Below are 23,677 nucleotides of genomic sequence, written 5' to 3' on the forward strand. Positions count from 1 at the left end.
AAAGTATCTCATATAAGCTCCTCTCGTATCTCTCTTTGGTTGCCCAAAGGGCATCACAGCCTCGTAATCAATGAGCAATTGATGCAAAAGCATCATTGCAACTTTTAATCAGTGATTATCACCAAAGAGACAGTCAAGCTAAATTAAGTGATCTCCTTAAGCAAACTAAGCTTAAAGAAGTCACAGGGGGTATAAAAAGACTTTTTAGCTCTTTGGTTAGACTGTGATTAAGTTAAAGATCTGAAGTCTAATTTCTTCATTCTTGATAGTAATAATTTAGAGTTAATTTTTCAATCCTTTTTGGATGAAAATCTCTAAATTATTTCTATAAATGTATTATACGAGGGAGAAAGTATGAAAAATATAATAAGTAAGTTTATTGTTTTTCTGATAATTGTTTTCTCGGTAAACAGTTATGCAAATGAACAAGATGGTGTTAAAGCATTATCACCTGAAATAAGAGGACTTCTTTCACAAGAGATGAAAGCAATACAAAAAGGTATGATTTCTATAATTCCTGAATTAGCATCTGGAAATTACGAAGCAGTTTCTAAAATTGCAAAACAGATAAAAGAGAGTTTTATTTTAAAACAAAAGTTAACTAAAGAGCAAAAAAAAGAACTTAAACATAAACTTCCTACAGCTTTTATAGAAATGGATAGAGAATTTCATAAAGATGCTGGAATGCTAATGCATGTAGCAAAAATGAAAAATGGAGAGCTGGCAAACTATTACTATTTTAAAATGAGTAATGCTTGTATAAAATGCCACTCAAAATTTGCTAAACATAGGTTCCCTGCATTTTCTTCTACAAAAGAAGATTCTGGACATCATCATTAATAAAAAATAACGATTTGCCAAACTATCTAAAAAGTAATAATACTCATATTAATATATCAATATATTAAGATATATTTAACTATTAAAATACTAGAATTATGACAATAAAAAAAAGTAGGTGGATTAATTAATTATGGAAGCAATGGAAGATTTTCTTAAAACAGTAGGGGCTCTTTATGATGAAACGCGTGTTAAACTTCTAAAGTTTATAGATTTACACGGTCCATTATGTGTATGTGATCTTCAAGCTTCTTTTGAAATGATACAGTCTCGTCTTTCACGCCATTTAAAAATATTGAAAGAGGCAGGTTTTTTGAAAGTACAAAGAGATGGACGATGGGCATATTATGGTATTCGCAAGCCTTTAGATAGATTTAGACAGGAAGTTTTGGAAGAGATTCGCATGCTCCCAATTGATCTACCTGAATATAAAAAAGAATCCAAAGAGTGTAAATTATGAAAAAAGTTTTGATTTTATGTACTGGCAATAGTTGTCGTTCCATTATAGCTGAAGCATTGGTTAATAAATATCTTTCAGATGATGGTATTAAAGCATACAGTGCCGGAAGCAACCCTAGTGGAAAAGTGAATCAAAATGCTAAAAAGGTTTTAGAAGTTGATGGTTCTTGGGATGATAGTTACTACTCAAAGAGCTTAGATGAAGTTATGAGCAACGGTCCATTTGATTTGGTTGTAACAGTTTGTGATAATGCAAAAGAGAGTTGTCCTGTTTTTCCAAATGCAAAAGTATTGCACGTTGGTTTTGAAGATCCAGACGGCAAGTCTTTTGAAGCATTTGAAGAGACAAAAGAGTTGATCAAAAGCAAATTATTACCTGTTGTTAAAGAAAAGATTTCAGAAAAAAAGTATGATGATGTTACGACTTTAAGTGATAATGATCTAATCTGTTACTGTAAAGAGATAGATAAAAAGAGTATAGTTAAGGCTATCAAAAATGGAGCTAAAAGTTTAAAAGATGTAAAAGTAGCTACAAATGCTTGTACTGGTAATGAATGTAAAGAGAAAAATCCAAACAGAAGATGCTGTTCAAATGAGATCAATCAACTAATTCAAATCTATGGAGAGAAAATGGAAAAAGATGTTAAAAAAACTGTTAATGGAGTAAAAATCTCTTTTACAGGTGAAGTAAAAAAAGAGAATATTATAAAAATGGTAGAAAATTGTGCTACAGGTCAGTGTGAATGTATGAGTGATGCTACAAAAAAGAAGATTCAAAATATGGAAGTTAAAGGTGAAGATGGAGCAGTTGAACTTGAGCTAACAGGTGAGATAGAAAAAGAGGAGATTGAAGCTGCATTGCAAAGATCTAAAGTATTAAACCAGTGACATGTTGCTTGCAGGTACAATTTTTCTTGTAACACTGATATTAGTTATATGGCAGCCTAAAGGGCTTCAAATTGGAACAAGTGCCGTAGCAGGTGCCATTATAGCTTTATTGCTGGGTGTAGTCTCTATTAGTGATGTTATTACAGTAACATCTATTGTATGGGATGCTACTTTAGCCTTTATAGGTATTATTTTACTATCGATGGTTCTTGATGAGATTGGCTTTTTTGAGTGGGCGGCAGTAAAAATGGCTAAACTCTCTCGTGGTAACGGTCATCTCATGTTTTTAAATGTTTTACTTCTTGGTTCATTAGTCTCTGCTTTTTTTGCCAATGATGGTGCAGCACTTATACTTACACCAATTTTACTAGCAAAAATGAAGTATCTTAAAATGGATACAAAGGCAATTTTTGCTTTTTTAATGGCAGGCGGGTTTATTGGAGATAGTGCTTCAAATCCTCTAGTAATTTCTAATCTTACAAATATTGTTACTGCAGGCTATTTTGATATTGGATTTTTAGAGTATTTGCAAACTATGTTTTTCCCTAATTTATTATCTATTATTGCTTCAATCATAGTGCTTTGGATATTTTTTAGAAAATCTATTCCTGAACGTATTGATATTGATGTATTACCAGAAGCTGATAGTGTCATTAAAAACAGAGTAATGTTTAAAATCAGCTGGTGGTTTTTAGGATTGCTTTTGGCAGGTTACTTTATAGGTGATCTTTATAATGTGCCTGTTTCATTCTTTGCTCTTGGAGGAGCACTTCTTTTTCTTGGAATTGCAACATATTTCAAAGCAACTAAACCAATTATGACAATTAAGAGCGCACCTTGGCAGGTAGTTTGGTTCTCTATTGGTCTTTATGTTGTTGTTTTTGGGTTAAAAAATGCGGGGCTTACAGATCAGATTGCTCAGTGGCTTGTGGCATTAAAAGCTTATGGAAAAGAGGTATATATTATAGGAACAGGCTTTACATCTGCTATATTAAGCTCTATTATGAATAATATGCCGACAATTATGGTAATGGACCTTGCTATAGATAAAACAGGTGATACATTCTTAGCTTACGCAAATATTCTTGGTTCCAACCTTGGACCTAAAATGACACCTATCGGATCTCTTGCCACACTGTTATGGCTACATGTTTTGGCTAAGAAGGGTGTTAATATCGGATGGGGTGAGTATATGAAAGTAGGGCTTATTGTCACACCACCGGTACTGTTTATTGCCCTATTGGGCTTACTATAACATTGGGGAAAGATATGAAAAAGATAATGATATTAAGTGGTGCAGGACTTAGTGCTGAGAGTGGCATTAAAACTTTTCGAGATAATGATGGTTTATGGGAAGAGTATGATGTAATGCAAGTATGCTCAACTGAAGGGTGGAGAGCAGACAGAGAACTTGTGACACGTTTTTATAATGATCGCCGAAAGGATTTGGCGGACAAAGTACCAAATCCTGCTCACTATGCATTGGCAAATCTTGAAAAGAGGTATCCTGGACAAATTTGGAATCTAACCCAAAATGTTGACGATTTGCTAGAGCGTGCAGGGTGTCATAATGTGATTCATTTGCATGGTACTTTAAGAGACTTACGATGTGAAGATTGTTGGCATATATGGGATATTGGATATCGAGCGCAAGCTGATAACGAATATTGTCCAGTCTGTAATTCAAATCGAGTACGTCACAACGTTGTGATGTTTGGTGAAGCGGCACCAGCATACAGGTTTATTCAACAAGCTATTGATGAGAGTGAACTATTTATTGCAATTGGCACAAGTGGGCAGGTTATTGATATTGTATCTATTGCTACTGAGTTTGCCAACTCTGTTTTGGTTAATCCTAAACGTGAGATGTATGTAACAATGTTTGGTTCACACGAACAATATATTGATGAATATTTTAGATATTTTATACAGAAAAAGGCTAGTGAAGCAGTTGATGAGTTAGAGCAAATTATAAATGAGTTATTTATTTAAATAAATCAAGAAATTGAAAAAAGAGGCTTTTTTCTTTATTATTTTCTCTTTTTTCAATTCTTTCATCTTTAAAATTAACATCAGGTTTCATTAATTCTTTATTGAATGCTATATGTTTTTTTAAATTTTTTTCTCTCTTTTTCCAACTATGCTGCTGATAATTTTTAACCTTTGTATATAATAGGCACATTGTAAATCCTTTCTTAAGAATTATGTTATAAAAAAATTGTGTAATGAATATGTATTTTTATTACTCTCTTAAATCTACTATGATAGCATTCCACTCTGCAGTAATTTTGAAGGTAAATAACTTAAGGATAAAAGAAATGAATATTGTTTTTATGGGAACACCTGATTATGCAAACACAATTTTTAAACGTTTGATTAAAGAAGATGGTATTAATGTTACATCGGTATATACCCAGCCAGACAAACCTGTTGGACGAAAAAAGGTTATGACACCGCCACCTGTAAAAGTTACAGCAAATGAAGAAGGGATAAATTGTTTTCAACCTATTACACTTAAAGAGAAAGAGATTGTTGACAGAATTAAAAATGAGAATCCTGATTTTATTATTGTTGCAGCGTATGGTCAAATCTTGCCAAAATCGATACTTGATATTGCACCTTGTATAAATCTTCACGCTTCACTATTACCAAAATATCGTGGAGCAAGTCCAATTCAGCAAGCATTGTTAAATGGTGATAAAATCACCGGTGTAACAGCAATGCTTATGGAAGAGGGACTTGATAGTGGACCAATACTCTCTTGGAATGTAACTAAAATAGAGACAAATGATCGTAAAGTTACTCTTTTTAATCGCCTTGCAGATATGGCTGCAGACTTGACTACCTTGACATTGAAAAATTTTAGTAAAATTTCACCATTGAAACAATCTTCAGCAGATGCAAATTACTGTAAAAAAATTAGAAAAAGTGATGGACTTGTTACATTTGAGTTCTCTTCTGAGAGAATCTATAATACTTTTCGTGCATATGAAGGATGGCCTGGAATATATCTTGAAAGCGGCTTGAAGTTACTTGATATATCTTTGGTTGATGATGAAGGTAAAGCTGGTACTATTGTCAGAATAGATGATGATGGCGTTGTAGTTGCTTGTATAACAGGAGCAATAAAAATACATATGGTACAGCCTCCTTCAAAAAAAGGTATGGATTCATTAAGTTATATTCGAGGTAAAAGGTTAGGTGTTGAAGATATATTCATTTGAAATACTCCCATCAACGCAAAAATGGCTTATTGAAAAGGTACAAGATAGCAGTGTAGAGATTCCATGTGCTGTTATTACTGAAATGCAGACTGATGGCATAGGAAGCAGAAATAACAGCTGGATAGGCAATAGAGGTAACTTTTTTGCTTCTGTAGCAATTTTGGAAGAGCATTTGCCTGATGATTTACCAATTACTGCAACATCTATCTATTTTGCTTGTTTAATGAAAAATTCTTTAGAAAATTTTGGTTCAAAAGTATGGGTTAAATGGCCAAATGATCTATATATTGAGTCAAGTAAAGTAGGTGGATGTATTACTGTAAAAAAGGGAGGTGTTATGATTGTTGGAATAGGAGTAAATATCATAAAAGCTCCCCTTGGATTTGGTGTTTTAGATATTGTTATTTCACCTGATAAACTTTTAAAAGAGTTCCTTGAAAGAGTAAAAAGAGCTCCTTCATGGAAGCAGATTTTTAGCAATTTTAGATTAGAATTTGAAAAAAGTAAAGAGTTTTATACTCATATCGAAAATGAGAAATTTAATTTAACAGATGCCATCTTAAATGATGATGGTTCTTTAATGATAGGAAAAAGAAGGGTAGTAAGTTTAAGATGAGCGAAATAATCACTATAGCCAATCAAAAAGGTGGAGTAGGGAAGACAACAACTGCAGTCAATTTGGCAGCATCGTTGGCAGTTGCAGAAAAGAAAGTTTTGCTTATTGATGCAGATCCACAGGCGAATGCTACAACAAGCCTTGGATTTCATCGTAATGATTATGAGTACAACATTTACCATGTATTGATTGGTGTCAAAAAAATTTCAGATATTATTTTAAAAACAACTTTGCCAACACTTCAGTTAGTTCCGTCAAATATTGGACTTGTAGGATTAGAAAAAGAGTTCTATGACAATGAAACAAGAAAAGGGCGTGAACTGATTTTAAAACGAAAAATTGATGAAGTTAAAAAAGAGTATGATTTCATTATTATCGATTCACCACCTGCATTGGGACCAATTACAATAAACGCTCTTAGTGCTGCAAACTCAGTTATCATTCCTATTCAATGTGAATTTTTTGCTCTAGAAGGGCTTGCGCAGTTACTAAATACAATCAGACTTATCAAAAAGACAATTAATCCAAAATTGAAGATAAAAGGCTTTTTGCCAACAATGTACAGTGGTCAAAATAACTTATCAAAGCAGGTATTTGCTGACTTGACTCAACACTTTAAAAGCAAACTTTTTAAATCAGGTGATGATGAGTTTATTGTAATACCTCGTAATGTTAAGCTTGCAGAAAGTCCAAGCTTTGGAAAACCTGTAATTTTGTATGATGTAAAATCTACAGGCTCAAAAGCATATCAACATTTAGCTCAAGCTATTTTGGCAAGCTAAATTTAAAAGTTTGTTAGTTGATTGGAGAAAAAAGTGAAGAGTAAATCGTTGGGAAGAGGTCTAGGTGCTATTTTAGGAGAGGTTGCAGAAGCATATGAAAATGAGTTTAAAGATGGTGATGCAAAAGATAGAATCGTTGAATTACCTCTGTCTAAAATAGTTCCAAATCCATATCAGCCACGTGTTCATTTCAATGAAGAATCAATCAATGAATTATCTGAATCAATTAAACAGCATGGGTTACTACAGCCGGTTGTAGTGATTGAACAGGGTGAAGAATATGTTCTTATAGCTGGCGAAAGAAGAGTTAGAGCAAGTAAAATTGCAGGACTTCAAACAATAAAAGCAATAATTGCAGATATTGATCGTTCTAAATTTAGAGAGTTGGCTCTAATAGAGAATATTCAAAGAGAGTCTCTAAACCCTGTTGAACTTGCAAAATCTTATAAAGAGTTGATTGAAGATTATGGAATAACTCATGAAGAGTTATCAAAAATAATACATAAAAGCCGTACTCAAATAACAAATACATTAAGATTACTACAACTGTGTGATTATGTATTGGACAAAATTGCTAATTCGTTTATTTCTCAAGGGCATGCAAAAGTTCTTATTGGACTGAGTGAAAGAGAGCAAAAAGTAGTATGTGATACTATTATTGGACAAAAGTTGAGTGTTCGTGAAACTGAGCAATTGGTTTCAGATATGAAATCAAATATTGTCAAAACTGAAAAAAGTGTAAAAAAAAGTATAGGGCTTGATTTAAGTGCATATGCAGATATTATAAAAGATAATGTCCCTTATAAAGTAAGCGTAAAGAAGAGCAGAGTAGAAATATCTTTTTCAAATGAAGAAGAACTGAAAGAGTTTTTAAAAAGCTTTACAAAAAAAGGTTGAAAATATCCTACTTTCAGGAGAGTCTAGAGTCTTGTTATAGCAGGATTTTAGAGTATCCTTAATTTTTAATTTTGGATAATTATGATAATATTGCCCAATTTTTTGAAAGGAGCGAGTGCATGCTGGATATAAGTGTTTCCCTGATGCTCGTTGTAGCTGTCGTATTCCTAGTGCTGCTGATATTGCTTAACAGTTGGCTTTATCAGCCTTTGATGGCATTTATGGATGAGCGTGACAAGAGCATCCGTAAAGACTTGGAGAGTGTGAGTGCCGACAGTTCTGAAATTGAAGAACTTAAGGCTAAGGCTGAAGAGGTAATTGCTGAGGCTAAAAGTGAAGCGGCTGCATTAAGAGCCAAAACTGTTGAAGAGTCAAAACTTTTAGCTACGAGCAAAATTGAAGCTAAAAAAGAGGAGTTGGAAGAGGCTTACAAAGCATTCTTAGACTCTTTGAAAAAGGAGGAAGAAGAGTTAAGAAGTGAACTAATTTCTCAGATGCCTCTGTTTAAAGAGTCGTTGAAAGCTAAGTTTAGTCAAATTTAAAAGGAGAGAATGTGCGTAAAACATTAATAGTAGCTGCATTGTTCCTTCCTGCAGTTGCCTTTGCGTCAGGACATGAGGCTGCAGGCGGAGAGACTGATTTTATTCCAAGATTGGTTAACTTTTTAATCTTTGCAGCCATTCTTTACTATTTTGTAGCAGATTTGATCAAAAATTTCTTTACAGGGCGTAGTAAAGAAATATCTTCAAAACTTGAAGAGGTTCAAAATAGACTTAAAGCTACAAAAAGAGCAAAAGAGGATGCAGAAGCTGCATATAAAGCGGCATTGGCTACAGCTGAAGAGATTATTGAGTCTGCAAAAAAAGAGTCTCAGCTTTTAGCAAAAAAGATGGATGAGCAATTAAATACTGAGTTGGAGAACCTTGAAAAGATGCAGGAAGAGAAGATGGCAGTTGAAAAACGTCAAATGGTACGTAAAACTGTTGCTGAAGTTCTTTCTGAGCTTTATAAAGGTGATGCAATCAGTATGGATGAGAAAAAGTTTGTCAACCTTATAACAAAGAAGGTAGCATAAATGAAACAGCTCATTGCAAAACGTTATGTTAAAGCACTTTTAAGTGCATTGGATGAAAAGGGTATTGAGGCAGCTGCAAAAAAATTGTCAGCTATAGCTGAAGCTTTTGAAGATAAAAAATTTTCTGAAATTATTGTTTCACCAGAAGTTAAAAAAGATAAACGTGAAGCTTTGATTTTAGATATAATTGGCAAAGATAGTGATAAAAAGTTGATAAACTTTATTAAAACACTCAGTATTCACAATCGTTTCTCTCTAATCCCAGAAATCGCAACCTTAATGCAAAAAGAGTTGCAAAAACGCGCTAATCGTTATGAAGGTATTGTTGAAAGTATGAATGAAGTTGATGAAGCAGATTTAAAAGAGTTAGAAAAAGCTCTTTCAAAATATGTTGATGCAACTATAGTTCTACAACCTGTGAAAAGTGATTATAACGGAATTAAGGTTGTTGTAGAAGATCTTGGAATTGAAGCAACTTATTCAAAAGATCGTATTGCATCAGATATGATCAATCATATTTTAAAAGCATTGTAAAACATAAGAAAGGAGATCGGCAGTGTCTAAACTTCAAGCAGATGAAATCAGTTCTATAATTAAAGAGCGGATCGAAAATTTTGAGTTAAGCGTCGATGTTAACGAGACAGGGAAAGTTGTCAGTGTTGCAGACGGAATTGCTCAGGTATTTGGTCTTAATAATGTTATGGCCGGAGAAATGGTCGAATTTGAAGATGGTGAAAGAGGTATCGTACTTAACCTTGAAGAATCAAGTGTTGGTGTCGTTATTCTTGGTAAAGGTCTTGGAGTTCGAGAAGGTGTAAGTGTTAAGCGACTTGGTCAGCTATTGAAAGTTCCTGTTGGACCAGAGTTGGTTGGACGTGTTGTAAATGCCCTTGGTGAGCCAATCGATGGTAAAGGTCCAATTGAAGCTAAAGAGTATCGCTTCGTTGAAGAGAAAGCTCCAGGAATTATGGCTCGTAAGTCTGTTCATGAACCACTTCAAACTGGTATTAAAGCAATTGATGCACTTGTGCCAATTGGACGTGGACAGAGAGAGCTTATTATTGGTGACCGACAGACTGGTAAAACTACAGTTGCAATTGACGCTATTATCAATCAAAAAGGTCAAAATGTAATCTGTATTTATGTTGCTATTGGACAAAAGCAGTCTACAGTTGCTTCAATTGTACGCAAGCTTGAAGAGCATGGTGCAATGGATTATACTATTGTTGTTAATGCAGGTGCTTCTGAATCAGCTGCACTTCAGTTCCTTGCTCCATATACTGGTGTTACAATGGGTGAATACTTCCGTGACAATGCTCAGCATGGTCTTATTGTTTATGATGATTTGAGTAAGCATGCGGTTGCATATCGTGAAATGTCTTTGATTCTTCGCCGCCCACCAGGACGTGAAGCTTATCCAGGAGATGTTTTCTATCTACACTCTCGTCTACTAGAGCGTGCAGCAAAACTTAGCGACGAATTGGGTGCAGGATCATTAACTGCTCTTCCAATCATTGAAACACAAGCTGGTGACGTTTCAGCATATATTCCTACAAACGTAATTTCTATTACAGACGGACAGATTTTCCTTGAAACTAAACTATTCAACTCAGGTATCAGACCAGCAATTAACGTTGGTATCTCTGTATCTCGTGTTGGTGGTGCTGCACAGATTAAAGCAACAAAACAAGTTTCTGGTACATTGAGACTTGACCTTGCACAATATCGTGAACTTGAAGCATTTGCTCAGTTTGCAAGTGATCTTGACGAAGCAACAAGAGCTCAGCTTGAGCGTGGTGCAAGAATGGTTGAAGTATTGAAACAGCCTCCATATTCACCTCTAGCAATTGAAAAACAAGTACTTATCATCTATGCAGGTGCAAATGGATATCTTGATGATGTACCAGTTAATGCTGTTACTAAGTTCGAAGCAGAGCTTTATCCATTTGTTGAAGCGAATCATCCAGATGTACTTGCTAAGATTCGCGAGAAGAAGAAGATAGATGATGAAGTTGAAGAATTGATCAAAAAAGCACTGGAAGATTTCAAAACTTCATTTAGTGCCTAAGTTAAGGACCAGCTATGGCAAATTTGAAAGAGATTAAGCTTCAGATAACAAGTGTAAAGGGTACTCAAAAGACTACCCGTGCAATGAAGCTGGTATCACAGGCTAAGCTTAAGCGAGCAGAAGAGCTCGCTAAGCGCTCTAAGGTTTATGCAGATAAGCTAGATGAGCTAGTAAGTGAAATAGCCTATGAGATAAATCAGAATAAAGTTGGTGGTAGCGACAGCCGATTTGTTCAAACAGATCTAAGCGTTAAGACAGTTGATCTTATATGTGTTACAGCTGACAAAGGTCTTTGTGGTGGATTCAACGTTAGCACACTTAAAACTGTTTTAGGCTTGCTTCGTGAATATAAAGAGAAGAGAGTTGCTGTTCGTCTACGTGTAGTAGGTCGTAAAGCAATAGATTTTCTTAAATATAATGGCATTGAAATGACAGATGAAGTTATAGGATTGAGTGCATCACCTGACTATAAGAAAGCTGCTGAGTTCATAGATGCCTCAATGAATGATTTTGCTGAAGGAAAAACAGATCGAGTTGTTTTGGTTTATAATGGATTTAAAAATATGTTAACGCAAGAGCAGAGAGTTATACAATTACTGCCTGTTGATATATCTACTGTTAAACCAAGAGAACTATCATCTAGCATTGAGTATGAGCCAGAAGGTCATGAAGAGCTACTTAATGCACTTTTGAAAAAGTATGTTGAATATACCATGTACTATGGTTTACTTGACTCTTTGGCTGCAGAGCACAGTGCAAGAATGCAGGCTATGGATAACGCAACTAAAAATGCGTCTGAACGTGTTAATGAACTTACAGTTGCATACAATAAAGCAAGACAAGAATCTATTACAACAGAGCTGATAGAGATTATCAGTGGTATGGAAGCATTGAAATAAAAGAAGGAGAAGGAATGACAGGTAAAATTGTACAAGTCATCGGACCGGTTGTTGATGTTGATTTCGAAGACTATTTACCGGCGATTAATGAAGCACTTGAAGTAAACTATGAACTTGATGGAAAAAAATTAAGATTAGTTCTTGAAGTTGCAAGTCATATTGGAGACAACCGTGTTCGTACAATTGCAATGGACATGAGTGAAGGTCTTGTTCGTGGTATGGAAGTTAAAGCAACTGGTGATGCTATTAAAGTTCCAGTTGGCGAAGAAGTACTTGGACGAATCTTCAACGTTGTTGGTGAAACAATTGATGATGCTGGAGAGTTGAAAGCTAAAAATTACTGGTCTATCCACAGAGATCCACCTTCATTTGAAGATCAGAGTACAAAAACTGAAATTTTTGAAACAGGTATTAAAGTTGTTGACCTTCTTGCACCATATGCAAAAGGTGGTAAAGTTGGTCTATTCGGTGGTGCTGGTGTTGGTAAAACAGTTATTATTATGGAGCTTATCCACAACGTTGCATTCAAGCACAGTGGTTACTCTGTTTTTGCTGGTGTTGGTGAGCGTACTCGTGAAGGTAACGACCTTTACAATGAGATGAAAGAGTCTAACGTTCTTGACAAAGTTGCGCTTTGCTACGGACAGATGAGTGAACCACCAGGAGCACGTAACCGTATTGCATTAACTGGTCTTACAATGGCTGAGTACTTCCGTGATGAGATGGGTCTTGATGTTCTTATGTTTATCGACAACATCTTCCGATATGCTCAAGCAGGTTCTGAAATGTCAGCACTTCTTGGACGTATTCCTTCAGCAGTTGGTTATCAGCCAACACTTGCTCGTGAGATGGGTGCTCTTCAAGAGCGTATTACATCTACGACAAAAGGTTCTATTACTTCTGTTCAGGCTGTTTATGTTCCAGCAGACGACTTGACTGACCCTGCTCCAGCATCTGTTTTCGCACACTTGGATGCAACAACGGTTCTTAACCGTAAGATTGCTGAAAAGGGTATTTACCCAGCAGTTGACCCACTAGATTCAACAAGCCGTATGCTTGATCCAGTAATCATTGGTGAAGAGCATTACAATGTTGCTCGTGGTGTTCAGTCTGTTCTTCAAAAGTATAAAGACCTTCAAGATATCATTGCGATTCTTGGTATGGATGAACTTTCTGAAGAAGATAAAAAGACTGTTGAGCGTGCACGTAAAATTGAAAGATTCCTTTCTCAGCCTTTCTTCGTTGCAGAGGTATTTACAGGTGCTCCTGGTAAGTATGTTACACTTGAAGAGACAATTAAAGGATTTAAAGGTCTTCTTGAAGGTGAGTATGATGATCTTCCAGAAGCAGCATTCTATATGGTCGGTAGCATAGATGAAGCGATTGAAAAAGCTGAAAAAATGAAAGCCAAAGCATCTTGACAAGAGTCTCTTGTCAAGATTGCAATATCCTAACTAAAGGATAATTATGGATACAATGAAATTAGAAATAGTTACACCACATGGTCCTATATTTTCAGGTGATGTAAAATCAGCAACATTCCCTGGTATAGAGGGCGAATTTGGTGTTCTTCCTAGCCATGCATCGCTTGTAACACTACTTGATGCAGGTGTGATTGAAATTGAAAAAAAAGATGGCAAAGTTGAATCTATAGTTATAGATTCTGGATATGTCAAGGTAGATGAACAGAAAACTCTTGTCGTAGTAGAGGGAGCTGTTGCAATTCAGGGTGATACTGAAAGTGAAATTGCTAAATCAATTGCTGAAGCAAAAGAGTTAGTCAAAAAAGCAACCACTTCTGATTTTGCAATAGCAAATGTTGAAGCAAAAGTTGAAGCTGCTGCCAAAACTAGATTTTAATCATGATTGACATAGTACTCGGTTACTTCGACCGAAGTAGTCCCATTACCTTTTTTGTACTGGGACTACTCTCTTTCTATTTATTACTTTCTGTATGGGTTTTTATTTACCGTTATCTTATTGTTAGTAGTTGGCTCTCTAGAGAGATTGACTCAATGGAGCAGATGCATATGGGAGCTATGACAGTTTCTCAGCAGTCAGTATTAAATAGTTGTGTAAAGAAAACTTCAAATCCAAATCATAGAATGCTTGAAATGTGTGAATTTGCTGCAACAAAAGAGGCAACAAAAGGTTTGACAATACTTTCTATGATTGCATCTACTTCTCCATTTATTGGTCTATTTGGTACAGTAGTCTCCATTCTTGAAGCATTTGCCGGTCTTGGAATTCAAAAAAATGCTACATTAAGTGTAGTAGCACCTGCTATTAGTGAAGCATTAGTTGCAACTGCTGCAGGTATTTTTGTTGCTATATTTGCATACTCTTTTCATCTACTTTTAAAGCGTAAAGCTTATGAGCTCTCTACTGTAATTGCAATGCAAATTGATATGATATTATCAACAAAACAAGAGTAGCAAATGAAATACAGCTGGGATGAGAAGCCAGATTTAAATATTACACCATTGGTTGATATTATGTTGGTGCTTATGGCTATTTTAATGGTTACAGCACCAACTATGACTTATGAAGAAAAGATAACTCTTCCAAAAGGAAGTAAAAGTCATGCATATAAAAAAATTAAATCGTTAGAGATCAGAATGGATAAAAACAGGAATATCTATTTCAAAAAGAAAAAATTTAAAATGCTATCCTTTGCTGACTCTTTTATGCGTCAGACTAACAATATTGATAAAAATATTCCTGTTTTTATACGTGCTGATGAGAGGCTTTCTTATAAAGATGTTATGTATTTGCTTAAAACAATTAAAGAATCAGGCTTTACGAAAGTGTCATTGATTACAGATGGTTAATAGAAATCTATTTTTTATAATCGGTGGTATAAGTGCTTTTTCTCTGTATGCAATATTATTTATTTTATTATTTTATTATTTTAATGAACATAAAAGTGCAAAGCAGTTTGTTCCAAAAAATACAAATACTCTAGAAGTATCTATTCTTCAAGAACCTTCTCAAATAAAAAAACATAATAAAATTAAAGCTATATCTAAAAAAACTCAAAAATTACCAGAAAAACCAAAAAAAAATGCTATAAAAGGCTCTACATCTGCTAAACATTCAAGTTATTCTAAAAGCATAGCAACACTGTTTAAAGGTGTAAAAGTAGGTAAGCCTCATTTTTCTTCATCTCTGCGTATGGCAAATGCACCAAAGATACAATATAAGCCTGTAGTAGTTTCTAGTAAAACGCAATCTGATGCAAAAAGTTTGATCGATAATCTAAAATTTAGCAATTTAGATATTAAATTAAAGTCACAAAGTTCAGGTTCAGGTAATGTAGATAAGTATATGAACAAAATATATGAAATCATATTTAACAGTTGGCATCCTGATGTTTTGTTTGCTGGTTTAGAAGCTAGGGTAGTAATTGAAATTTTTCCTGATGGCAAATTTATGTATAAAATGATCAATCCTTCAGATAATCAATCTTTCAATGAGAGCCTGATAGAATACCTCAATCAATTACAGCATAAAGGGTTTCCGCCTCATAAAAATGGAAGAAAGCTTGTTGTAGAGTTGAATTTTAAACCAAAGGAGTAGGATTGAGATATCTGTTGATTTTATGTATGGGTATATTTCTATATGGAGCTGATGCAACATTAGAGATTGTTAAAAATGTTGACAACCGTCCATCGATTACTATAGAAGATTCTTCAAGTTTCGGGAACAGTTATGTAAAAAAGAAGTTTTTTAGATTGGTATTGGGTGATTTAAAGGTAACTTCACATTTTAAAGTGGATGACACATATAGAGTAACTGACTACAATAGCCCAATAAATCCAATAATTAAGCAGAATCGTTATCTTGTTAGATACTCTTTTAAAGAGGGCGATGGTCAAAGACTTATTTTAGATTTCAAAGTTTATGACTTAAGAAGCAAAACTTGGTTTTTTGAGAGAAGATACAGAGTGAGCAATCGTGTAAGGTATCCATTTTTAATACATCAGGCGGTTATTGATTTTAACGATTCACTTGGATTGCCTAGTGTTGGTTGGATGAAAAGATATGTTGTATTATCTCAATATACTAAATCAAAACAGTCTAAAATTTTAATTGCAGACTATACATTGACATATCGTAAAACTATTATAAGCGGTGGTCTCAATATTTTTCCTAAATGGGCAGATAGAGAACAAAAAGGGATCTATTATACAAAGATTGGCAGAAAACCAATTTTATATTACTATAATATTTATACAGGAAAACGTCATAGAGTTGCATCATCTGATGGTATGATTATTTGCTCAGATGTAAGTAGAGATGGAAAAAAGTTACTTTTGACTAAAGCACCAAATGGACAGCCAGATATTTATCTTTATAATATATTAAATGGAAGGCAGCAAAGACTTACATTCTATTCAGGCATAGATGTTTCCGGGCAGTTTGTAGATGGTGAAAGAGGTGTTGTTTTTGTTTCAGACAGATTGGGAAATCCAAATATATTTAAGTTGGAAATTGGACAAAGAGGTGTGAGTCAACTTGTTTATCATGGTCGCAACAACAGCTCTTGTACCGCTCAAGGAAAATATATAGTTTATACATCACGAGAAAGTAATAATGCTTTTAGTTCAAATACATTTAACCTATATCTTGCATCAACAAAAAGTGATTATATAAGAAGACTAACTGCATCTGGTATAAACCAATTTCCAAAACTTTCACAAGATGGAAAGAGTGTTTTGTATATAAAACATTATGCATCTCAAAGCGCATTGGGAATTATAAGATTGGAGTATAATGAGGGATTTTTATTTCCTCTAACTGGACTTAAAATACAATCAATAGATTGGTGAGATTATTTTAACGCTAAAGTAAGAAAAAGAATGATAATATAATCCAAATTTTCAAGGAGAAAAGTATGAGAAAAAGCTTTGTAGTGGCAACAATTGCGGCTCTATTTATATTTAGTGGCTGCTCTCAAAAAGAGCCTGAAGTTGATATGACAAAGACAACTGCACCTGTTGAGAGTTCTGGTGAAATGGTAGAAACCAGCGCAGATAATGGCGTAAATAGTGTTGTTGGAAGTGAAGAAGTGAGTGATATAACTGCTTTACCTGAAGATGCTCGTAATGCAAAGATTAAAGCACTTGAAGCAAAAGCTCAAAAAATATATTTTGATTTTGACAAATACAATATTCGCGCTGATCAGCAAGAGAATCTAGATGCTGATGCTGAACTGTTTAAGTCAGATATTGCTAAAGATCTTACAATAAAAATAGAAGGTAACTGTGACGAATGGGGTACTGATGAGTACAACTATGCACTTGGATTAAAGCGTGCAAAAAGTGTGCGTGATGCTTTAAGCGTTAAAGGAATAGATAAAAATAGAATGGTGATGGTAAGCTATGGTGAAAGTAATCCAGTTTGCACAGAACATACAAAAGAGTGCTGGGCAAAAAATAGACGAGTTGAGTTTGAATTGCTTCCTTAATGAGTAAAACAGTTTTTCTTTTATCAGTCTCTATTCTAAGTGCATTTGCCAGCATGCAAGAGCCTTCCGCTTTTGGAGCGGGAGACTTGGATGCACCAAATCCTTATGGTTTAAGTTCAACAGAAAAGCATATTGTAAAAAATCAAAAGGATATAAAAAGGCTTCAAAATATTTTGATGAAGCAACAATCTGTTTCAGAAGAGAATAGAGAGCGTCTTGATGGCATTCAGAGCATTTTAGAGACATTAAATAAGCAAGTACGCAGTATAGAAAATAGACTCAACAGAGTTTCTGATGTAAATAAAAGCATTAGTTCTTTAAATAAAAGAGTTGATGCTCTTGAACAGACTCAATCAGAAAATTTTGAGAAAATACGTACTGTTTTAAAAGAGTTAAGCAGTATGCTTGATTCTATAAATGAAAAATATGTTGATAAAGAACAGTTTGCTGCACTTGAAAAATCTTTTTTAGCTTTTAAATCTTCATATGAAAAATTCGTAAAAAAAGGAGATTTAAGCGGAAAGCCAAATAGTCAAGTGTATAAAGAGGCTAAAAAGAAATTTGCAAAAAAGCAGTATTCAGAAGCTGCTATTAACTTTGAACATTTGATTAAAAACCATTATAAACCTGCTGCTTCAAACTACTATCTTGGTGAGATTGCATATCGCCAAGGACGATATAAAGATGCAGTTGCTTATTACAAACAGAGTGCATCTTTATATGATAAAAGCAGTTATATGCCTACTTTGTTGCTTCATACTGCTATCTCTTTAGGTCGACTTGGCAAAAAAAGAGAGGCAAAAACATTTTATGAGACTCTTATTGACCTCTATCCAAATAGCAAATCGGCATCAGTAGCAAGAAAAAATCTTAAAAAACTTAAGTAATAGATGATAAACTTAAGAAAACATAAATATTCAGTGTGATAGAATCACCTACTTTTTGCAAGCTTTTTGTATACATGTTTGTACACAAAAGGTTGGCATATTTATAAAAAAGGAAAATGATGAAAATCGAAGATAACAGCGTAGTATCTTTTAACTATGAAGTTAAAGATGCAAAAACAGGAGAAGTTGTAGACTCAAATATGGGACAAGCACCATTGTCATTTATTACAGGTAAGCAGCAAATCATTCCTGGTCTTGAGAACCAGATGAAAGGCATGAGTGCAGGCGAGAATGCTGATATACTTGTAAGTGCTAGTGAAGCTTATGGCGAATATAATCCAGAAGCTGTTCAGACAATGCCTCGTGAACAGTTTGCAGGTATAGAGTTGCAAGAGGGTATGACTCTTTATGGTCAAAGTGAAGATGGACAAACTGTTCAGGTAACTGTAAAAAGCTTTAGTGATGAAGAAGTTGTAATTGATTTTAACCATCCTCTTGCAGGAAAAGATCTTCTATTTACTGTAAATATTACAGAGGTAAGAGAGCCAACTGTAAATGAATCACTAAGTGGTCAGGTAGAACAACCTGATGGGCATGGATGTGGCTGCGGTACAGGATGTGGCTGCCATTAATTTTATAGCTGCTTCAAAGCCATTAAAAGAGGCTTTGAAGTCAGCCAATCTACTAAAATCTCTCAAATTCAATACTTTAATCAGTGGTGATATTGGAACAGGGAGACACACCCTTGCAAGAGTAATAATGCCAGATGCACCAATTGTTAAAGGTGAAGATCCTGAGCTTTATACTTATATTGAAAATCATTCCCAGTTGATTGTTGATGGTATTGAAAATATTGAACTTATATCAAAATTTTTTCAATCTGTCCAAAAATATGAGACTCATATTGTAGCAATAAGTACTGGAAACAATATTGGTGCAGAATATCAATCATTTTTTAGTGTATCAATTGTATTGCCTCCATTGCATGAAAGACCTGAAGATATAAAGCCATTATCTGAAAAGTTTTTACAAGAGGCTTGTCAGCTTTTTGGATGCAGTTTACCAGAAAAGTTTGATCTTGATATAGAACATTTGGATATAAGTAAAAATGCTTTTTCTCTTAGAAAATCTGTATATCTTCAATGTCTTGCACTGCAAGTAGGGTTTAATGATATTTTGAATTTAAATGAGATATACCTTTTACGTAAAATGGAAGAAGAAAAAGAGAATATTTATAAAAATGAACTGCTTCTTTTTGAAGTTCCATTAATAAGAGCTGGGATGAAAAAGTTTAAAAGTCAATTGAAAATGTCTCAAGCTTTTGGACTTAATCGCAATACACTTAGAAAAAAAATTAATGAATGGAAGGATTATATAGATGATTAAAAGTGCATTTTTATTTCCAGGACAAGGTTCACAAGCAGTAGGTATGGGTAAATCATTTGTTGAAAACTCTCAAACAGCAGCACAAATGCTTGAAGCAGCAAGTGATGCTTTAAAAATAGATATGGCAAATTTGCTATTTGAACCGAATGATATGCTTGAACAGACAAAATATACCCAACCGGCAATTTTACTTGTATCTATTATGGCTTATAGACTTTTTAAAGAGAAGATTAGTGGAGATCCAGCATTTGCTTTAGGGCATTCACTTGGAGAATTTTCTGCATTAGCTGCTGTAGGCGCTATTGATTGGCTTGAAGCTGTAAAACTTGTTAATCTTCGTGGTGATCTTATGCAAAAAGCTTGTGATGGTATAGATGCTGGAATGATGGTAGTCCTTGGTCTTGCAGATAATGACGTAGAAGAGATTTGTCATGATGCAAGAGAGAGTGGCAAAAAAGTTTGGCCTGCTAACTATAATGCTGATGGTCAAATTGTAATTGCGGGTATAAAAGAAGATTTGCAAGCTTTGGAGCCAATACTAAAGGAGGCTAAAGCACGTCGTGTTATGCTTTTAAATATGTCAGTTGCCAGTCATTGCCCTCTTCTTGAGAGTGCAGTTGAACCTTTGACTGAAGCTCTTGAAGGTTTGTTAAGTGATAATTTCTGCTCACCAGTCATCTCAAATGTAACTGCAAAAGCTTATAACACAAAAGCTGAAGCTATGGATCTATTGGGTAAGCAGTTAGTTTCTCCAGTGCTTTACAAACAGTCTATTCAGGGAAATGATGATTTAGTAGATCGTTATATAGAGTTTGGTCATGGTGGAGTTCTTAAAGGTCTTAATCGTAGAACTACTAAAAAGCCTACACTTGTTGTTAGCGATTATGACTCACTGAACAGTGTTGTTGAAACTTTATTAGAGGTTAAGTGATGGTTGTTGGAGTTATGGGGGCAATGCCCGAAGAGATTGAACCAATAATAGGTCGTTTAGAGAATGTACAAAAGCATGAAGTTGCAGGTAATACATATTATACTGCTCTTTATGGATCAATAGATTTAGTTATAGCATATAGTAAAATCGGAAAAGTCTTTTCTGCATTGACAGCTGCAACAATGATAGAGAAGTTTGGTGTTCAGAAAATGCTTTTTTCTGGTGTAGCAGGAGCTATTAATCCTGAACTTAAAATAGGTGATCTTATAGCAGCTACTAAACTGTGTCAGCATGATTTGGATATTACAGCTTTTGGTCATCCTTACGGATTTGTTCCTGAAGGAAAAGTGTTTGTAGAGGCTAATCCAAGACTTCTTGAAATTGCAGCTGATGTTGCCAGAAAGCTTGGTGTAAAGCTCAAACAGGGTGTAATTGCAACTGGAGATCAGTTTGTTGCAAGTTTGGAGCGTAAGTCGTGGATCGGAGAGACCTTTAATGCAGATGCACTTGAAATGGAGGGTGCTTCTGTTGCTGTAGTTTGTGATGCTCTAAATGTTCCTTTCTTTATTTTGCGTGCCATTAGCGATGCAGCCGACATGGATGCTGGATTTGATTTTGATACATTTTTACAAAGCTCTGCTCTTAAAAGTGCAGAGTTTATATTTGCGATGTTAGATGAACTCGATCAAGCTAAGTAAAAAGATACTGCGTGCTGCAGGAAAGGCGAACGCAAAATATCGTATGATAGAAGAGGGCGATAGAGTTCTTGTAGGTTTAAGCGGTGGAAAAGACTCTATTACATTAGTGCATCTTTTAAAGCATATGCAAAGACACGCACCTTTTAATTTTGAGTTTAAAGCAGTTACTATCAATTACGGAATGCCTGGTGAGCGATATGATGCCTTACAAGAGCATTGCAAAACTTTTGGCATTCCTCATGAAATTTATGAGACCAATATTTTTGAAGTTTCTCAAGATACAATTCGAGAAAATAGCTCTTTTTGCAGCTATTTTTCTAGAATGCGTCGAGGAGCTCTCTATACAAAAGCACAAGAGGGCGGTTTTAACAAAGTTGCATTGGGACACCATCTTGATGATGCAGCAGAGAGCTTTTTTATGAATATGCTCTATAACGGTACGTTAAGATCGATGGCACCAATATATAAGAGTTCTAAAGGTTTTCACGTAATCAGACCTCTTATTTGGGTAAGAGAGCGTCAAACTAGAGCATTTGCTGAAGAGAATGGAATTGCTACAATTGGTGATGAAGCATGTCCTGCAATGGCTATGAATGTTAAAATGCCTCATGCAAGAGAGAGTACAAAAAAGATGCTTGAAGAGTGGGAAGAGAAGTTTCCTGAATTATTCAAGCGTTTTAAGGCAGCATTTTCTCATCTTCAGCCAGATTCATTTATGGATGAAAAATTTCTGGATAGAAAATGAAAATATTTAAGGTATATGGTGAAAGAGGAAGAATACAATATTTTAATTGTAGAAGATGAGTATATAAATGCTAAGTTTATAGAGCAGACTCTTATTTCTCAAAAACATAAAGTTGCTGGTATTGTTGCAAATGCTTTAGATGCAAAGGATATTATAAAAAACCAATCTATTGATTTGATATTTATGGATATAAATCTTGAAGGATCGATAGATGGTTTACAGTTAGCAAAAGATATTTATGAAACATACAACATACCTATAATTTATACAACTGCTTATGGAGATAGTGCAACAATAGAAGAGGCAAAAGATACTAATATTTATGGTTATCTTATTAAGCCTTTTGATGAGAGAGATATTGAGGCAGTGTTAAATGTTGCCATTAAATTAATAGAAAAGTCCAAGGTAAATAAAAATCAAATTTTATCTGATGAAATAGATTTAGCAGAAGGTTGTGTTTACTCTCTTAAAAATAGATGTTTGTGTATTGATGGTGCAGCACTTAGTTTAACACAAAAAGAATCACAAGTGCTTCACTTTTTCTGTAAAAATATTAACTGTATGATCGATTATGATACGTTAAAAGAAAATATTTGGATGGATAAAAGTGTAGCAAACTCAACAATAAGAGATATTATTCTAAGAATACGTAAAAAGGTTCCTCATTTAAAAATTGAAAATATTGCTAGATATGGTTATATATTAAAGAAAAAGTTATAAACTATTTTAATGAATTTGCAATTTTTTGTTATCTTACTGTATTGTTTTACTTCTCTTTCTGCATCAATTATTATTGATAATAATGACTATGAAATTAACAAGTTTAAACTTCCATATTTTTATGATGAAACAAGGTCTTTAAAAATTGATCAAATTGAAAAGTTTGATTTTGATCAGAAGACAAATAATCAATTTACATTTGGTTATTTAAAAGGTAATCTTTGGTTTAGATTTGACATAACCAATAATAGTAATAAAGATGAAATCATACTTCATATGACTGAACCTTTTTTTGATGAAGTGAATCTGTTTGAATTAATTCAAAATAGATGGTACAAACATCAAAGTGGTTTACATATTGATCTTAATTTAAGGGATATGTATGATATCAGTGCTGTTTTTGTTTTAAAGATTAAACCTGGTACTACTAAACGATATTATGTTCAGACATATGCAAAGTTTGCACAATTTGGTGAATTTAAAATTTATACCAATAGGGCTTTTGTAACTAACTATAGGCTTTTTATTAATTCATTATACATTTTTTTCTTTGGAAGCCTTTTTATGGTTATCATTTTTAATCTATTTTTGTATATTAGATTGAAGGAGAAAATATATTTATATTATGTAAGCTATATATTTTTTCATACGATTTTTGTGATAGGTTTTAGCGGATTAACCATCTATTGTGGATTGTCTAATCTTCACTACAAAATTCATTTGATCTCTATACCTTTTTTAATTATCTTTTTAATTCTTTTTGAGACCGTTCAGAATTTTGTGTCAACATCCAATAGTTCCTAAGATTATATCATAGTTCAAGGGCTTCTTCGAGCCTACCTTCGAAAAATATAGCCAGTTGTGAAAGTGTCAGACTCCAGTTACGCATCGGCATTGTCCACTTTTTCTGTGCGTTCTGAATTCCCATATAGAGTAGTTTTAAAAGTGAATTTTCATTTGGAAATGCTCCTTTAGTTTTAGTTAATTTTCTGAACTGTCTATGTACAGATTCAATAATATTGGTTGTATAGATAATGCGTCTTATATCTGCTGGATATTTGAAGTAGTTGGACAAATTTTCCCACTTATTAC

General features: G+C 34.2%; 31 protein-coding genes. 29 read left to right on the forward strand and 2 right to left on the reverse strand.

From position 1 onward, the window contains the following. Positions 1-354 precede the first annotated feature (354 nt). From BM227_RS09565 to BM227_RS09585, 5 genes are all read left to right on the forward strand, one after another. Positions 355-840, forward strand: a complete 486-nt coding sequence (locus BM227_RS09565) for a cytochrome c (RefSeq protein ID WP_092913384.1) — start codon at positions 355-357, stop codon at positions 838-840. 142 nt (positions 841-982) lie between these two features. Continuing rightward, a complete protein-coding gene (locus BM227_RS09570) occupies positions 983-1,300 on the forward strand; it encodes an ArsR/SmtB family transcription factor (protein ID WP_092913444.1) in 318 nt (105 codons plus the stop codon). Next, on the forward strand, positions 1,297-2,187 hold the full coding sequence (locus BM227_RS13290) for an arsenate reductase/protein-tyrosine-phosphatase family protein (RefSeq protein WP_218147941.1): 891 nt from the start codon (positions 1,297-1,299) through the stop codon (positions 2,185-2,187). Before BM227_RS09570 ends, BM227_RS13290 begins: the two co-directional genes overlap by 4 nt. A 1-nt stretch (position 2,188) precedes the next feature. After that, complete coding sequence (locus tag BM227_RS09580) at positions 2,189-3,442, forward strand: arsenic transporter (protein ID WP_092913386.1); 1,254 nt, start codon at positions 2,189-2,191, stop codon at positions 3,440-3,442. Positions 3,443-3,456: 14 nt separating this feature from the next. After that, positions 3,457-4,179, forward strand: a complete 723-nt coding sequence (locus BM227_RS09585) for an SIR2 family NAD-dependent protein deacylase (protein ID WP_092913388.1) — start codon at positions 3,457-3,459, stop codon at positions 4,177-4,179. On the opposite strand, the gene BM227_RS09590 is transcribed toward BM227_RS09585, so the two are convergent. Continuing rightward, a complete protein-coding gene (locus BM227_RS09590; protein WP_092913391.1) occupies positions 4,172-4,369 on the reverse strand; it encodes a hypothetical protein in 198 nt (65 codons plus the stop codon). The two genes, BM227_RS09585 and BM227_RS09590, sit on opposite strands and share 8 nt — an antisense overlap. A gap of 136 nt (positions 4,370-4,505) precedes the next feature. On the opposite strand from BM227_RS09590, the gene fmt reads away from it, so the two are divergent. The 24 genes from fmt to BM227_RS09710 all read left to right on the forward strand — a co-directional run bounded on the left by fmt (position 4,506) and on the right by BM227_RS09710 (position 23,389). Then, positions 4,506-5,411, forward strand: coding sequence for a methionyl-tRNA formyltransferase (gene fmt, locus BM227_RS09595; protein WP_092913393.1), 906 nt, complete (start codon positions 4,506-4,508; stop codon positions 5,409-5,411). After that, entirely contained in the window at positions 5,389-6,027 is a 639-nt protein-coding gene (locus tag BM227_RS09600) for a biotin--[acetyl-CoA-carboxylase] ligase (RefSeq protein WP_245757053.1), read from the forward strand. The genes fmt and BM227_RS09600 overlap by 23 nt, the downstream gene beginning before the upstream one ends. Then, positions 6,024-6,809, forward strand: a complete 786-nt coding sequence (locus tag BM227_RS09605; protein WP_092913397.1) for a ParA family protein — start codon at positions 6,024-6,026, stop codon at positions 6,807-6,809. The genes BM227_RS09600 and BM227_RS09605 overlap by 4 nt, the downstream gene beginning before the upstream one ends. Positions 6,810-6,842: 33 nt before the next feature. Then, the gene (locus BM227_RS09610; RefSeq protein WP_092913399.1) at positions 6,843-7,706 is read left to right on the forward strand and encodes a ParB/RepB/Spo0J family partition protein; all 864 of its coding nucleotides are present in this window, start codon (positions 6,843-6,845) and stop codon (positions 7,704-7,706) included. Between the two features lie 119 nt (positions 7,707-7,825). Then, positions 7,826-8,248, forward strand: coding sequence for a F0F1 ATP synthase subunit B family protein (locus BM227_RS09615; protein ID WP_092913401.1), 423 nt, complete (start codon positions 7,826-7,828; stop codon positions 8,246-8,248). Positions 8,249-8,259: 11 nt separating this feature from the next. After that, entirely contained in the window at positions 8,260-8,781 is a 522-nt protein-coding gene (locus BM227_RS09620) for a F0F1 ATP synthase subunit B (RefSeq protein WP_092913403.1), read from the forward strand. Further along, positions 8,782-9,315, forward strand: a complete 534-nt coding sequence (locus tag BM227_RS09625) for a F0F1 ATP synthase subunit delta (protein ID WP_092913405.1) — start codon at positions 8,782-8,784, stop codon at positions 9,313-9,315. It abuts the gene before it with no gap. A gap of 22 nt (positions 9,316-9,337) precedes the next feature. Continuing rightward, positions 9,338-10,849 carry a F0F1 ATP synthase subunit alpha gene (gene atpA / locus BM227_RS09630; RefSeq protein WP_092913407.1) on the forward strand — a complete coding sequence of 504 codons (1,512 nt, stop codon included), beginning with the start codon at positions 9,338-9,340 and terminating at the stop codon, positions 10,847-10,849. A gap of 14 nt (positions 10,850-10,863) precedes the next feature. Continuing rightward, positions 10,864-11,748, forward strand: coding sequence for an ATP synthase F1 subunit gamma (gene atpG / locus BM227_RS09635; protein WP_092913409.1), 885 nt, complete (start codon positions 10,864-10,866; stop codon positions 11,746-11,748). Between the two features lie 14 nt (positions 11,749-11,762). Continuing rightward, the gene (gene atpD / locus BM227_RS09640; RefSeq protein WP_092913411.1) at positions 11,763-13,169 is read left to right on the forward strand and encodes a F0F1 ATP synthase subunit beta; all 1,407 of its coding nucleotides are present in this window, start codon (positions 11,763-11,765) and stop codon (positions 13,167-13,169) included. A 46-nt stretch (positions 13,170-13,215) separates the two neighbouring features. After that, positions 13,216-13,608, forward strand: coding sequence for an ATP synthase F1 subunit epsilon (gene atpC, locus BM227_RS09645; protein WP_092913414.1), 393 nt, complete (start codon positions 13,216-13,218; stop codon positions 13,606-13,608). A gap of 2 nt (positions 13,609-13,610) precedes the next feature. Beyond that, entirely contained in the window at positions 13,611-14,183 is a 573-nt protein-coding gene (locus BM227_RS09650; RefSeq protein ID WP_092913416.1) for a MotA/TolQ/ExbB proton channel family protein, read from the forward strand. Between the two features lie 3 nt (positions 14,184-14,186). Continuing rightward, entirely contained in the window at positions 14,187-14,579 is a 393-nt protein-coding gene (locus tag BM227_RS09655) for a biopolymer transporter ExbD (protein ID WP_092913418.1), read from the forward strand. Continuing rightward, positions 14,572-15,327: a TonB C-terminal domain-containing protein gene (locus BM227_RS09660; protein ID WP_092913420.1), complete on the forward strand. Its 756-nt coding sequence runs from the start codon at positions 14,572-14,574 to the stop codon at positions 15,325-15,327. Before BM227_RS09655 ends, BM227_RS09660 begins: the two co-directional genes overlap by 8 nt. Before the next feature lie 2 nt (positions 15,328-15,329). Next, the gene (gene tolB / locus BM227_RS09665; RefSeq protein ID WP_092913423.1) at positions 15,330-16,580 is read left to right on the forward strand and encodes a Tol-Pal system protein TolB; all 1,251 of its coding nucleotides are present in this window, start codon (positions 15,330-15,332) and stop codon (positions 16,578-16,580) included. 65 nt (positions 16,581-16,645) lie between these two features. Next, positions 16,646-17,218, forward strand: a complete 573-nt coding sequence (pal, locus tag BM227_RS09670) for a peptidoglycan-associated lipoprotein Pal (protein ID WP_092913425.1) — start codon at positions 16,646-16,648, stop codon at positions 17,216-17,218. Continuing rightward, the gene (locus BM227_RS09675) at positions 17,218-18,105 is read left to right on the forward strand and encodes a tetratricopeptide repeat protein (RefSeq protein WP_092913427.1); all 888 of its coding nucleotides are present in this window, start codon (positions 17,218-17,220) and stop codon (positions 18,103-18,105) included. Before pal ends, BM227_RS09675 begins: the two co-directional genes overlap by 1 nt. A gap of 119 nt (positions 18,106-18,224) precedes the next feature. Beyond that, positions 18,225-18,737 (forward strand): FKBP-type peptidyl-prolyl cis-trans isomerase, encoded by a 513-nt coding sequence (locus BM227_RS09680; protein WP_092913429.1) that lies wholly within the window; start codon positions 18,225-18,227, stop codon positions 18,735-18,737. Beyond that, positions 18,706-19,491 (forward strand): DNA-binding transcriptional response regulator, encoded by a 786-nt coding sequence (locus BM227_RS09685; protein WP_143089731.1) that lies wholly within the window; start codon positions 18,706-18,708, stop codon positions 19,489-19,491. The genes BM227_RS09680 and BM227_RS09685 overlap by 32 nt, the downstream gene beginning before the upstream one ends. Continuing rightward, positions 19,484-20,422, forward strand: coding sequence for an ACP S-malonyltransferase (fabD, locus tag BM227_RS09690; RefSeq protein ID WP_092913433.1), 939 nt, complete (start codon positions 19,484-19,486; stop codon positions 20,420-20,422). The genes BM227_RS09685 and fabD overlap by 8 nt, the downstream gene beginning before the upstream one ends. After that, positions 20,422-21,120: a 5'-methylthioadenosine/adenosylhomocysteine nucleosidase gene (locus BM227_RS09695; protein WP_281244320.1), complete on the forward strand. Its 699-nt coding sequence runs from the start codon at positions 20,422-20,424 to the stop codon at positions 21,118-21,120. Before fabD ends, BM227_RS09695 begins: the two co-directional genes overlap by 1 nt. Then, positions 21,098-21,865, forward strand: a complete 768-nt coding sequence (locus BM227_RS09700; protein WP_092913438.1) for a PP-loop family protein — start codon at positions 21,098-21,100, stop codon at positions 21,863-21,865. The genes BM227_RS09695 and BM227_RS09700 overlap by 23 nt, the downstream gene beginning before the upstream one ends. An 18-nt stretch (positions 21,866-21,883) precedes the next feature. Next, positions 21,884-22,585, forward strand: a complete 702-nt coding sequence (locus BM227_RS09705) for a response regulator (RefSeq protein ID WP_177202034.1) — start codon at positions 21,884-21,886, stop codon at positions 22,583-22,585. A gap of 9 nt (positions 22,586-22,594) precedes the next feature. Next, positions 22,595-23,389 carry a 7TM-DISM domain-containing protein gene (locus BM227_RS09710; protein WP_092913442.1) on the forward strand — a complete coding sequence of 265 codons (795 nt, stop codon included), beginning with the start codon at positions 22,595-22,597 and terminating at the stop codon, positions 23,387-23,389. A 7-nt stretch (positions 23,390-23,396) separates the two neighbouring features. Here BM227_RS09710 and BM227_RS09715 read toward each other — a convergent pair. Further along, on the reverse strand, positions 23,397-23,677 hold a 281-nt coding region (locus BM227_RS09715; RefSeq protein WP_143089732.1), incomplete at its 5' end, for a transposase.

It is taken from the genome of Hydrogenimonas thermophila (assembly GCF_900115615.1).
Classification (GTDB): Bacteria; Campylobacterota; Campylobacteria; order Campylobacterales; family Hydrogenimonadaceae; genus Hydrogenimonas; species Hydrogenimonas thermophila.

Coding starts and splice junctions, on each gene's coding strand:
- BM227_RS09565 (WP_092913384.1), top strand. CDS start 355: ATGAAAAATATAATAAGTAAGTTTATTGTTTTTCTGATAATTGTTTTC.
- BM227_RS09570 (WP_092913444.1), top strand. CDS start 983: ATGGAAGATTTTCTTAAAACAGTAGGGGCTCTTTATGATGAAACGCGT.
- BM227_RS13290 (WP_218147941.1), top strand. CDS start 1,297: ATGAAAAAAGTTTTGATTTTATGTACTGGCAATAGTTGTCGTTCCATT.
- BM227_RS09580 (WP_092913386.1), top strand. CDS start 2,189: ATGTTGCTTGCAGGTACAATTTTTCTTGTAACACTGATATTAGTTATA.
- BM227_RS09585 (WP_092913388.1), top strand. CDS start 3,457: ATGAAAAAGATAATGATATTAAGTGGTGCAGGACTTAGTGCTGAGAGT.
- BM227_RS09590 (WP_092913391.1), bottom strand. CDS start 4,369: ATGTGCCTATTATATACAAAGGTTAAAAATTATCAGCAGCATAGTTGG.
- fmt (WP_092913393.1), top strand. CDS start 4,506: ATGAATATTGTTTTTATGGGAACACCTGATTATGCAAACACAATTTTT.
- BM227_RS09605 (WP_092913397.1), top strand. CDS start 6,024: ATGAGCGAAATAATCACTATAGCCAATCAAAAAGGTGGAGTAGGGAAG.
- BM227_RS09615 (WP_092913401.1), top strand. CDS start 7,826: ATGCTGGATATAAGTGTTTCCCTGATGCTCGTTGTAGCTGTCGTATTC.
- BM227_RS09625 (WP_092913405.1), top strand. CDS start 8,782: ATGAAACAGCTCATTGCAAAACGTTATGTTAAAGCACTTTTAAGTGCA.
- atpG (WP_092913409.1), top strand. CDS start 10,864: ATGGCAAATTTGAAAGAGATTAAGCTTCAGATAACAAGTGTAAAGGGT.
- atpD (WP_092913411.1), top strand. CDS start 11,763: ATGACAGGTAAAATTGTACAAGTCATCGGACCGGTTGTTGATGTTGAT.
- atpC (WP_092913414.1), top strand. CDS start 13,216: ATGGATACAATGAAATTAGAAATAGTTACACCACATGGTCCTATATTT.
- BM227_RS09650 (WP_092913416.1), top strand. CDS start 13,611: ATGATTGACATAGTACTCGGTTACTTCGACCGAAGTAGTCCCATTACC.
- BM227_RS09655 (WP_092913418.1), top strand. CDS start 14,187: ATGAAATACAGCTGGGATGAGAAGCCAGATTTAAATATTACACCATTG.
- BM227_RS09660 (WP_092913420.1), top strand. CDS start 14,572: ATGGTTAATAGAAATCTATTTTTTATAATCGGTGGTATAAGTGCTTTT.
- pal (WP_092913425.1), top strand. CDS start 16,646: ATGAGAAAAAGCTTTGTAGTGGCAACAATTGCGGCTCTATTTATATTT.
- BM227_RS09675 (WP_092913427.1), top strand. CDS start 17,218: ATGAGTAAAACAGTTTTTCTTTTATCAGTCTCTATTCTAAGTGCATTT.
- BM227_RS09680 (WP_092913429.1), top strand. CDS start 18,225: ATGAAAATCGAAGATAACAGCGTAGTATCTTTTAACTATGAAGTTAAA.
- fabD (WP_092913433.1), top strand. CDS start 19,484: ATGATTAAAAGTGCATTTTTATTTCCAGGACAAGGTTCACAAGCAGTA.
- BM227_RS09695 (WP_281244320.1), top strand. CDS start 20,422: ATGGTTGTTGGAGTTATGGGGGCAATGCCCGAAGAGATTGAACCAATA.
- BM227_RS09700 (WP_092913438.1), top strand. CDS start 21,098: ATGAACTCGATCAAGCTAAGTAAAAAGATACTGCGTGCTGCAGGAAAG.
- BM227_RS09710 (WP_092913442.1), top strand. CDS start 22,595: ATGAATTTGCAATTTTTTGTTATCTTACTGTATTGTTTTACTTCTCTT.